Origin of the sequence: Enterococcus sp. DIV1537a (assembly GCF_051712085.1) — a bacterium.
GTDB classification, from domain to species: domain Bacteria; phylum Bacillota; class Bacilli; order Lactobacillales; family Enterococcaceae; genus Enterococcus; species Enterococcus faecalis.
Genome location: NZ_JBIOOE010000001.1, coordinates 1,027,249 through 1,037,802 on the forward strand (window position 1 = coordinate 1,027,249; position 10,554 = coordinate 1,037,802).

General features: G+C 38.4%; 11 protein-coding genes. All 11 read left to right on the forward strand.

What is annotated here, in order from left to right; translation table 11 throughout:
- Window positions 1-24 precede the first annotated feature (24 nt).
- The 11 genes from IGJ41_RS05235 (at window position 25) to yycF (ending at window position 10,548) form a co-directional block, all read left to right on the forward strand.
- Window positions 25-1,092 (forward strand): aspartate-semialdehyde dehydrogenase, encoded by a 1,068-nt coding sequence (locus IGJ41_RS05235; RefSeq protein WP_002381968.1) that lies wholly within the window; start codon window positions 25-27, stop codon window positions 1,090-1,092.
- Window positions 1,093-1,125: 33 nt separating this feature from the next.
- Window positions 1,126-1,998, forward strand: a complete 873-nt coding sequence (gene dapA / locus IGJ41_RS05240; protein ID WP_002361644.1) for a 4-hydroxy-tetrahydrodipicolinate synthase — start codon at window positions 1,126-1,128, stop codon at window positions 1,996-1,998.
- A 30-nt stretch (window positions 1,999-2,028) separates the two neighbouring features.
- The gene (locus IGJ41_RS05245; RefSeq protein ID WP_002375145.1) at window positions 2,029-3,717 is read left to right on the forward strand and encodes a ribonuclease J; all 1,689 of its coding nucleotides are present in this window, start codon (window positions 2,029-2,031) and stop codon (window positions 3,715-3,717) included.
- Between the two features lie 124 nt (window positions 3,718-3,841).
- Window positions 3,842-5,224 carry a bifunctional metallophosphatase/5'-nucleotidase gene (locus IGJ41_RS05250; protein WP_173963576.1) on the forward strand — a complete coding sequence of 461 codons (1,383 nt, stop codon included), beginning with the start codon at window positions 3,842-3,844 and terminating at the stop codon, window positions 5,222-5,224.
- 34 nt (window positions 5,225-5,258) lie between these two features.
- The gene (locus tag IGJ41_RS05255; RefSeq protein WP_438714019.1) at window positions 5,259-5,885 is read left to right on the forward strand and encodes a YutD family protein; all 627 of its coding nucleotides are present in this window, start codon (window positions 5,259-5,261) and stop codon (window positions 5,883-5,885) included.
- A gap of 5 nt (window positions 5,886-5,890) precedes the next feature.
- Window positions 5,891-6,661, forward strand: coding sequence for a TIGR01457 family HAD-type hydrolase (locus tag IGJ41_RS05260; protein WP_002357953.1), 771 nt, complete (start codon window positions 5,891-5,893; stop codon window positions 6,659-6,661).
- Window positions 6,649-7,302: a TIGR01906 family membrane protein gene (locus IGJ41_RS05265; protein ID WP_025189836.1), complete on the forward strand. Its 654-nt coding sequence runs from the start codon at window positions 6,649-6,651 to the stop codon at window positions 7,300-7,302. Before IGJ41_RS05260 ends, IGJ41_RS05265 begins: the two co-directional genes overlap by 13 nt.
- A gap of 126 nt (window positions 7,303-7,428) precedes the next feature.
- On the forward strand, window positions 7,429-7,998 hold the full coding sequence (locus tag IGJ41_RS05270) for a DUF1836 domain-containing protein (protein ID WP_002357951.1): 570 nt from the start codon (window positions 7,429-7,431) through the stop codon (window positions 7,996-7,998).
- A complete protein-coding gene (locus IGJ41_RS05275) occupies window positions 7,991-8,851 on the forward strand; it encodes a DegV family protein (RefSeq protein ID WP_438714021.1) in 861 nt (286 codons plus the stop codon). The genes IGJ41_RS05270 and IGJ41_RS05275 overlap by 8 nt, the downstream gene beginning before the upstream one ends.
- Before the next feature lie 117 nt (window positions 8,852-8,968).
- Complete coding sequence (locus IGJ41_RS05280; protein WP_002408099.1) at window positions 8,969-9,670, forward strand: MIP/aquaporin family protein; 702 nt, start codon at window positions 8,969-8,971, stop codon at window positions 9,668-9,670.
- A 173-nt stretch (window positions 9,671-9,843) separates the two neighbouring features.
- Window positions 9,844-10,548 (forward strand): response regulator YycF, encoded by a 705-nt coding sequence (gene yycF / locus IGJ41_RS05285; RefSeq protein WP_002357947.1) that lies wholly within the window; start codon window positions 9,844-9,846, stop codon window positions 10,546-10,548.
- The last annotated feature ends 6 nt before the right edge of the window (window positions 10,549-10,554 follow it).

Sequence of the window (10,554 nt, forward strand, 5' to 3'; positions counted from 1 at the left end):
AAGGTAAGAGGGGAGTATGAAAATATGGGAAAAGAATATCATGTTGCCGTGGTAGGAGCAACAGGTGCTGTCGGGACAAGAATGATTGAATTGTTAGCAGAAACAAGTTTGCCAATTGCCAGTGTGAGGTTATTGGCGTCTAAGCGTTCTGCTGGACAAGAGATTCAGTTTAAAGGGCAACCTCTTATCGTGGAAGAATTAGTCCCGGAATCATTTGAAGGAATCGATTTAGCATTATTTAGTGCTGGTGGGAGTATTTCCGAAAAGTTTGCACCAGAAGCAGTTAAGCGCGGAGCTGTTGTTGTTGACAACACTAGCCATTTTAGAATGGCAAAAGATGTTCCTTTAGTTGTTCCAGAAGTGAACCCGGAAGCCTTGAAAAATCATCAGGGAATCATCGCAAATCCCAATTGTTCTACGATTCAAATGATGGTGGCCTTAGAACCAATTCGGCAAGCGTTTGGCTTAGAACGAATCATCGTTTCAACGTATCAAGCTGTGAGTGGCGCAGGTATCCGTGCAATTAATGAGCTAAAAGAACAAGCCGAAGATTTTTTAGAGGGAAAACCTGTCAGTGAATGGTCAGCTGAAATTTTACCAGCTGGCAGTGACGAAAAACATTATCCAATTGCTTTTAATGCGTTGCCTCAAATTGATGTTTTTTCAGAAGCAGGGTATACCTACGAAGAATGGAAAATGATGAATGAAACAAAAAAAATCATGGGAGATAACAAGCTAAAAGTCGTTGCCACCTGTGTCCGTATTCCGGTAATTTCAGGACATTCTGAATCTGTTTATATAGAAGTGAAACAAGCAGATGCATCGGTCTCAGCCATCCAAGAATTAATGGCGCAAGCTCCAGGTGTAATTTTGCAAGATGAGCCAAGTGAACAACTATATCCACAAGCGCTAAATAGCGTCAACCAGAAAGAAACATTTGTCGGCCGTATTCGTCAAGACGTTGACGTGAAGAACGGTTTCCATTTATGGATTGTGTCAGACAACCTATTAAAAGGAGCTGCTTGGAACTCGGTCCAAATTGCTGAAACGCTACACGAAATGAATTTGCTTCGTGTACCTGAAAACGACTAGAAGGTTTGTATTGTATACTCGGGAGGGAATAGGATGGATTTAACGAATGCAACAATTATTACGGCAATGGTTACGCCGTTTCAAGAATCGGGAGAAATAGATTTTGATAAACTACCGCAATTGGTAGACTATTTATTGGCCAATCATACAGAAGGCGTTATTTTAGCAGGAACAACTGGTGAATCACCCACGTTAACTCATGAAGAAGAATTACAATTATTCCAGCGAATTATTGAACTGATCGATGGACGTATTCCGATTATTTGTGGTGTGGGTACGAATGATACACGTGACTCAGTCGCTTTTGTGAAAGAGTTAGCGACAATCGCTGGTATCGATGCTGTTTTGGCGGTTGTTCCTTATTATAATAAACCAAATCAAGAAGGTATGTATCAACATTTTAAAACCATCGCAGAAGCAAGTGAACTGCCAATTATTTTGTACAATGTTCCTGGTAGAACGGCTGCATGCCTAGAAGTGGAAACTACTTTGCGCTTAGCACAATTGGAAAAAATTGTGGCAATTAAAGAATGTGCAGGGTTAGATGCAATTACTGAGTTGATTGAAAGAGCGCCAAAAGACTTTCTAGTGTATACTGGAGAAGACGGGTTGGCTTTTGCCACCAAGGCACTTGGCGGACAAGGGGTTATTTCGGTAGCCAGTCATGTCTTCGGTTCGTCAATGTATGAGATGTATCAAGCGCTGGAGCAGGGGAACTTGCCGGAAGCGGCTAAAATTCAACGACAGTTATTACCAAAAATGAACGCATTGTTTTCAGTGCCTTCACCGGCACCCGTGAAAGCGGCCTTAAATCATTTAGGTATTCCTGTTGGAAATTTACGTTTACCTCTAGTTGCTTGTACACCAGAAGAAGAGCAAAGAATTATTCGCACGTTAGAGATTTAAAGAACGTGTAATCATAGAGAGGTGAAAAGAGTGAGTACAATAAAAATCGTTCCATTAGGCGGCGTTCGTGAAAATGGAAAAAATATGTACGTTGCTGAAGTGGAAGATGAAATTTTTGTACTGGATTGTGGATTACAATATCCAGAGAACGAACTTTTAGGAATTGACGTTGTCATTCCGGATTTTACGTATTTAGAAGAAAATAGTGAACGAATTGCAGGGGTCTTTTTAACACATGGCCATGCAGATGCAATTGGGGCCTTACCGTATTTGCTTTCAAAAATTCAAGTGCCTGTTTTTGGGACAGAATTAACGATTGAACTAGCAAAACTAAGTGTCAACAGTCATGCGGAAACGAAGAAATTTAAAGATTTCCATGTGATTGACCCGCATACAGAAATTGATTTTGGTCAAGCAACGGTGAGCTTCTTTAAAACAACGCACACCATTCCAGATTCGATTGGCGTTAGCATCAAAACAAAAGAAGGTAACATTGTTTATACTGGTGATTTTAAATTTGATCAAAGTGCGATTGAGATGTATCAGACCGATTATGGCCGCTTGGCTGAAATTGGGAAAGAAGGCGTCTTGGCGTTACTTAGTGATTCATCAAATGCTGAAAACCCAGTCCAAGTTGCTTCCGAAGCCCAAATCGCTGATGAAGTGTTCGATACGATTCGCTATTGGGAAGGACGAATCATCGTGGCATGTGTGGCAAGTAATTTGCAACGGGTTCAACAAGTATTGAATGCAGCGGATCGTTCTGGTCGTAAAGTCGTTTTGACAGGCCAAGATTTTGAACGGATTATTCGGACGGCGATGAAATTGGAAAAATTACAATTGCCAAGCGAAGATCTATTAGTGAAACCAAAAGAAATGAAAAAATATGCACCTGAACAGTTATTAATTTTAGAAACAGGCCGGATGGGAGAACCGATTAAGTCACTTCAAAAAATGGCTAATAATACACATGGTGTCGTTCGAATTGAAGAAGGCGATTTAGTTTATATTACGACAACGCCGACAACGGCCATGGAAACAACGGTTGCCAAAACAGAGGATATTGTCTATCGGGCCGGTGCTACGGTGAAGCAAATTTCCGACAATTTACGTGTGTCTGGTCACGCTAATCCGAATGACTTGCAATTGATGCTGAACTTAATGAAACCAAAATATTTCATTCCTGTCCAAGGTGAATACCGCCAGTTAGCTGCGCATGCGGACTTAGCACACGAAATTGGCATGCCTTATAAAGATATCTTTATTACAGGTCGTGGGGACATTCTAGAGTATACAAAAGGTAGAATGTCGGTAGCTGGCAGCACAACGGCCGAAAATATTATGATTGACGGGATTGGTGTCGGCGATATTGGTAATATCGTTTTACGGGATCGTCGTATTCTTTCCGAAGATGGTATTTTTGTGGCTGTTGTGACAATTAATCGTCGAGAAAAACGAATTGTTTCACCAGCTAAAATTACTTCTAGAGGTTTTGTTTACGTTAAAACAAGTAAAGACCTAATGAAAGAAAGTAGCAATATTGTTACAGAAATTGTTGAAAAGCATTTAGAAAGTGACGATTTCGAATGGAGCAAACTGAAACAAGAAATCCGCGAAAACTTAAGCCGTTATTTATTTGAACAAACCAAACGTCGTCCTGTGATCTTACCAGTTATCATGGAAGCGACGCAACGCAAGCGTCCCAAAAATAACGCATAGTTCGTCCTGATAAAAGCAGGTGATTTTAGGAGAAATTCTTCTAAAGTCATCTGTTCTTTTTTGTAACTTTCTTCTATAAATATGGTACTATTAATCAGAGCGCTGAATAAAGGAGGCGATTTTAGTGGAAGAGATTGTGTTGTTCCATACCAATGATCTTCATTCTCACTTTGAAAATTGGCCCAAAATACGGCGTCTGGTTAAAGCCAAACGTTCGCTGTACCAAAAAGAGGGCAAAACAGTCGTAACCATTGATTTAGGTGACTTTTCAGATCGGTGTCATCCTTTGACCGAAGCAACAGATGGTCGAGCAAATGTAGCTATAATGAATACATTAGCGTATGATCTGGTTACAATTGGAAATAATGAAGGAATCGGCAATTCAAAGAAACAATTAGAGCATTTATATGATCAGGCAACATTTGAAGTGGTCTTAGCTAATTTAGAAGAACCAAAAACCCAAACGTTACCAGATTTTTGTCAAGCATATAAAATTATGACAACTAAAGAAGGTACAAAGTTAGGGTTTATTGGCTTAACCGCACCATTTCCTTTAACGTATAATCCCAATGGCTGGACAATCAAACAAGTGGAAGCAGTCCTTCCTCAACTGATTACAGAAGTTGCGCCTCAATGTGATGTTCTCATTTTGCTTAGTCACTTGGGGATAGATACTGATTTTATGATTGCGGCGAATTATCCTGAAATTCAAGTGATCTTAGGTTCCCATACACATCATTTATTTAAAGATGGGGAAAAAATTAATCATGTACAACTAGCAGCTGCTGGCAAATATGGACAGTATATTGGTGAAGTGCATCTGTTTGTGGATGCCGACACGAAGCAAGTCACAAGTTATGCGAAAACCATTGAAACAGCAAGTTTAGAAGAGCAAGCAACTGATGCCAAGGAAATTGCGGGTTACTTAACGGAAGGTCATCGACTATTGCAAGCGCAGCAAATTGCACAAATCCCTGAAGCCTTGTCAACGGACTTACGGCAACCGTATGCCTTTATAACTGTTGCCTTGAAGGCGTTAAAAGAAGCGGGACAGACCGAAGCGGCTGTGTTAAACAACGGGTTATTTTTAGCAGATTTACCAGAAGGAATAATCAATGCAGACCAATTACATGAGGCTTTGCCTCATCCAATGCACTTAATCAAGGTTACCTTGAAAGGGTCAGACATGAGCCGTTTGATTCGTGAAATGGAAAAAAGTCGTCAATTTCTGCGGAAATTTCCGATTCGCGGGATGGGCTTCCGCGGGAAAATTTTTGGCGAATTATGTTATGATGGGATTCGTTTTGAGCGAAATAGCCAGACCGTTTTTTGGCAAGGGAAACCTATTCAGCCAGAGCAGAAATATACGCTGACAACAGTGGATCACTTTCAATTTGTTCCGTTTTTCCCAACGATTGAGTTAGTTGGAGAAGTCGAATTTTTATTTCCAGACGTTTTAAGAACTGTCGTGGCGAACTATCTGCATGCCCACTATCCAATCAAATAAAAACAAGGTATAATAAAAACTAGGTGGTGAAAAAATGACAGACAAAAAGACAACCGAAAAAAAAGAAACAGAAACTGCTGCAACCTTTACAGAAGAACTAACAGCAGTTCTTGAAGAAATAAAAGAAGAACCTGTAAAAGAAAAGAAAAAAGGGGAAATTGTCACCATTGTGAATGAAACAGATATTCAAATTGGTGAAAGAGAGTACCGAATTGTTAAAAATCATCGTGATGCCTTTGATCCTGAACGCTTAGGTGAACGGTTTAGTGAAGTATTAGCGCGTTATGATTATATCGTAGGAGACTGGGGCTATGAACAGTTACGCTTGCGTGGCTTTTTTGATACTTCTAATCGTCGGGCAGCGCCGGATCAACGCATTGATACACTAGAAGACTATTTGTATGAATATTGTAATTTTGGCTGTGCCTATTTTGTAATTGAACGAACAGGGGAACGTAAAGAAAAAACAACGCATCGTCGTCGCCATAAAAAGAATAATCGTTCTAACGCGTTTGTCGAGGAAAAGAGTGCGTCCGCTAATAAAAATAGCAAGCCAGTGATTCGTACGCGAAAAGAAGAAAATAAAAAAACGACTACACCCAAACAGCCTAGTTCCAAAAAATCTGGCAAAGGCTTTACGATTCGTCAACGTGAGGAGTAAACAGAGTGAAAAAAGACTATCAAGGATATTTAATTGATTTAGATGGAACGATTTATTTAGGAAAAGAACCAATTCCAGCCGGAAAACGTTTTGTCGAGCAGTTACAGGAAAAAGATTTGCCTTTTTTATTTGTAACGAATAATACCACTAAATCTCCTGAAACAGTGGCACAACGTTTAGCAAATGAATTTGATATTCATGTCCCAGCATCCCTTGTTTATACAGCGACTTTAGCGACGATTGATTACATGAAAGAAACCAATCGAGGCAAGAAAGTCTTTGTCATCGGCGAGGCTGGTTTAATTGACTTAATTTTAGAAGCAGGTTTTGAATGGGATGAAACAAATCCTGATTATGTTGTCGTGGGACTTGATACAGAATTATCTTACGAAAAAGTGGTTTTAGCTACCTTAGCCATTCAAAAAGGGGCGTTGTTTATTGGGACCAATCCAGATAAGAACATTCCGACAGAAAGAGGCTTATTACCTGGTGCAGGTTCAGTTGTGACGTTTGTGGAGACAGCTACTCAAACAAAACCAGTTTATATTGGCAAACCAAAAGCGATTATCATGGAACGAGCGATTGCGCATTTAGGCGTGGAAAAAGAGCAAGTAATTATGGTTGGAGATAATTATGAAACCGATATTCAATCAGGGATTCAAAATGGTATTGATAGCTTGTTAGTTACATCAGGTTTTACCCCTAAGTCAGCTGTTCCAACTTTGCCAACGCCACCAACCTATGTTGTTGATTCCTTAGATGAATGGACTTTTTGAGTATGATGAGGTCGAAATTGCGTTTAAGGGAAACACTTGGACTCATTTGTTTGTTTTTAACGATTATGGCTTTAAGTATCACGATCACGATTAATTTTCGTCCATTGTATCTTTTTGATATCCAACACTTAAATATTTTAAAAGACGTAGAGGTTGATCGTGTGACCTTGATTAAAAATTACGATCATTTAATGATGTACTTAAACAATCCTTTTGAAAAAACATTAGTATTTCCTGATTTTCCAATGTCTGATAGCGCGGCTTTTCATTTTTATGAAGTGAAAAAATTGTTTTTATTGTGCTATGGTGTATTACTAGTTACGTTGTTGCCTAGTGTCCTTTATTTAAAATATTTGGTAAAAAATCAGCGTTTATGGACATTGATACGGCCATTTCAGTGGGGAATGTTTTTGCCTGTGCTTTTTGGCTTTTTCATGCTAATTGGCTTTGATCAATTTTTTATTGCGTTTCATGGATTATTTTTTAACAACGATGCTTGGTTATTTAATCCGCTGACTGATCCGATTATCAATGCCTTACCTGAAGCCTACTTTATGCATTGTTTTATCTTGTTTTTTGTTTTATTAGAAGGCCTGTTTTTGATAGGTATTTTAATCGGAAAACGTTCTTTAAAAAAATAAAGAGAGAAAAGTGAACAATTCCAAAATTGCTCGCTTTTCTTTTTTATTCAATCTAGTTTTAAAAACTAGATTGAATAATTGTCAAAAGTATGATATTCTTTTTTAGAAATGGTTAGGAGGGTTTTTATGGACGAGATAGAAAAATCACTACAAAATTGGGGCCAACAATTGGAAAACGTTCATTTGCCAAGATGGCATGAGTTACCAGATATTGAATTATATATGGATCAAGTGATTACTCTGATAGAAAAATACTTATCCCCATTGATTACACTGGAAAAACATACTTTGTTAACGTCCTCAATGGTTAATAATTATGTCAAACACGGGTTAATCCCGGCCCCAGTGAAAAAGCGCTACAATCAAAAGCATTTAGCGTTTTTAATTGCGATTACGTTGTTGAAACAAGTGTTAACATTGCCAGAAATTAAGCAAGGCATTTTATTCCAAGGAGCTACGGTTGGTATTCGTGAAGCGTACAATTTATTTTGTCAAGAACAGGAACGAGCGATTTATGTGATTGCTGCTCAAGCGCAAGAAAAAGAAGTTCAGGCCAAATCACAAGAACCTATGGGGATTGAATATTTGGCTGTAAAAGCAGCGACAATGTCTTTTGCTACTAAAATGTTTAGTGAAAAAGTGATTGAATTGGAACAAGAATACTTAAAAGAAATGGATGAGATGACACATGAATAAAGAAAAAATCGCACTACTGGTTGATTCTGGGACAGATGTTCCAGAGGCATTAGTCAAACAATACGGCATGTATGTCTTGCCCTTACAGATTATTTATCCTGAAAAAACCTATACAGATAAGGTAGATATTACACCAGAAGAAGTGTATCAACGTTTAGAGAAAGAAATCCCTAGTACTTCATTACCAGATGGCGCAACAATCCAAGCTATTTTTGACAAAATTAAAGAAGCGGGTTACGAAAAAGTCTTAGCGGTGACCATTTCTAGTGGTTTAAGTGGAACCTATAATGTGGTTCGCTTGCTTGGAGAACAAACCGAAGGACTAGATGTATTTGTTTTAGATACAAAGAACATTGGTATCGGGGCTGGCATTCAGGCGATACGAGCAGCAGAATTGATTGAAACAGGATTAGGATGGCAAGAATTACAACAAAAATTAATAGAAGAAGTAGCCAACGCAAAAGTATTTTTTAATGTAGCCACTTTAGAATATCTACAAAAAGGTGGACGAATTGGTTTAGTCACTTCTATTTTAGGGAATGCGCTAAAATTAAACCCCATTATTTCTTGTAATGAAGAAGGCATTTACTATACGGTGGCTAAGTCTCGCGGCCGTAAAAAAAGTCTAGATAAAACGTTTGAGTTGGTAACGAACTTTATAGGTGAGGCACCCCGTTTCCGTTTGGCAGTCGCTCACGGTGCGGCAGAGGAAGAAGCAAAAGCAATGATGGAACGCTTGAAAGCGGCTTTTCCACAAGCAGAAGAAATTTACTTTGGAACGATTAGTCCGGCATTAGTTGTTCATACAGGACCAGGACTTTTAGGTGTTGGTATACAGTTATTAAATGATTAATTAAATGAAAAATCTCCTCAAATTTTTTTGAGGGGATTTTTCATTTAAGATTTCTCTTTTTCATAGAAATATCATTTTGCTGGAAAAACAACGAAAATTATATTGAAAATTTCACGAATGTGTTACAATTTGTCTACAAAGGGGGAATTTTTTGTGAAAAAAGCAATAGCAGAATGTTTAGGAACATTTATTCTTGTCTTTTTTGGGACAGGAACAGCTGTTCTAGGAAATGGTATGGAAGGGATTGGAACAACGGGGATTGCCTTAGCATTTGGCTTAACAATCGTTGCTGCTGCCTATAGTATTGGCACAATTTCAGGTGCACATCTAAACCCAGCTGTTTCTATAGGAATGTGGCTTAATAAACGAATGACAACAATGGAACTAATCTACTATGTAGTGGGACAAATTGTTGGCGGCTTGATTGCCTCATTTGCATTATTAAGCATTCTAAAAGGTGCTGGTAAAAGTATTGAGAACCTAGGTCAAAATGGCGTAGGGGAATTAAGTGTTGCTGGTGCATTGACAGTCGAAATTATTTTAACATTTATTTTTGTTTTAGTTGTCATGACAGTTACAAGTGCTAAGAAAGGCAATGCTTCATTAGCAGGAATCGTAATTGGGTTAACACTAACAATGATTCACTTAGTCGGTATTCCTTTGACAGGAACTTCTGTCAACCCAGCTCGTAGCATCGCGCCAGCTGTTTTTGCGGGTGGTTCAGCGTTATCTGAGTTGTGGATTTTTATCGTTGCGCCATTAATTGGTGGATTATTAGCCGCTCTTGTAGCAAAATTCGTCTTAGATACGGAAGAATAGATTAGCGAAAGAAGAATCTTTGATAACAAGCGTCAATTGTTGTCAGAGATTCTTTTTTTGTTATACTAGGAGAACCTAAAGGCGCATTTTTAACCAAAGATGAAAACATCATCAAAATAAGGTATAATAGGAAAGTATCAAATAAGATTAGAAGGAAAAAGAGGTGTCTCTTTGTGAAGAAAATTTTAGTAGTTGATGACGAGAAGCCAATTTCAGAGATCGTTAAATATAATTTGGTTAAAGAAGGATATGAAGTATTTACTGCTTATGATGGAGAAGAAGCACTTGAAAAAGTGGAAGAAGTGGAACCAGACTTAATTATTTTAGACTTAATGCTCCCTAAAATGGATGGCTTAGAAGTCGCGCGAGAAGTGCGCAAAACACATGATATGCCAATCATTATGGTGACTGCCAAAGATTCTGAAATTGATAAGGTTTTAGGATTAGAATTAGGAGCCGATGACTATGTAACGAAACCATTTTCAAATCGTGAATTAGTTGCTCGTGTAAAAGCCAATTTACGGCGAGGTGCAACCAATGCGAAAGAAGCCGAGGTGACAACACAATCTGAATTAACGATTGGTGATTTAACCATTCATCCTGATGCATACATGGTCTCAAAACGGGGTGAAAAAATTGAATTAACCCACCGTGAATTTGAGTTACTTTATTACTTAGCAAAACATATCGGACAAGTGATGACTCGTGAACATTTGTTACAAACCGTTTGGGGTTATGATTATTTTGGTGATGTGCGGACAGTGGACGTAACTGTACGTCGTTTAAGAGAAAAAATTGAAGATAGTCCAAGTCATCCAACGTATTTAGTTACTCGTCGTGGGGTTGGTTATTATCTAAGAAATCCTGAACAGGAGTAATCAGGT

Excerpts from the sequence above, each read along its gene's own strand:
- IGJ41_RS05235 (WP_002381968.1), top strand. The coding sequence starts at position 25 with ATGGGAAAAGAATATCATGTTGCCGTGGTAGGAGCAACAGGTGCTGTC.
- dapA (WP_002361644.1), top strand. The coding sequence starts at position 1,126 with ATGGATTTAACGAATGCAACAATTATTACGGCAATGGTTACGCCGTTT.
- IGJ41_RS05255 (WP_438714019.1), top strand. The coding sequence starts at position 5,259 with ATGACAGACAAAAAGACAACCGAAAAAAAAGAAACAGAAACTGCTGCA.
- IGJ41_RS05265 (WP_025189836.1), top strand. The coding sequence starts at position 6,649 with ATGGACTTTTTGAGTATGATGAGGTCGAAATTGCGTTTAAGGGAAACA.
- IGJ41_RS05270 (WP_002357951.1), top strand. The coding sequence starts at position 7,429 with ATGGACGAGATAGAAAAATCACTACAAAATTGGGGCCAACAATTGGAA.
- IGJ41_RS05275 (WP_438714021.1), top strand. The coding sequence starts at position 7,991 with ATGAATAAAGAAAAAATCGCACTACTGGTTGATTCTGGGACAGATGTT.
- IGJ41_RS05280 (WP_002408099.1), top strand. The coding sequence starts at position 8,969 with ATGTGTTACAATTTGTCTACAAAGGGGGAATTTTTTGTGAAAAAAGCA.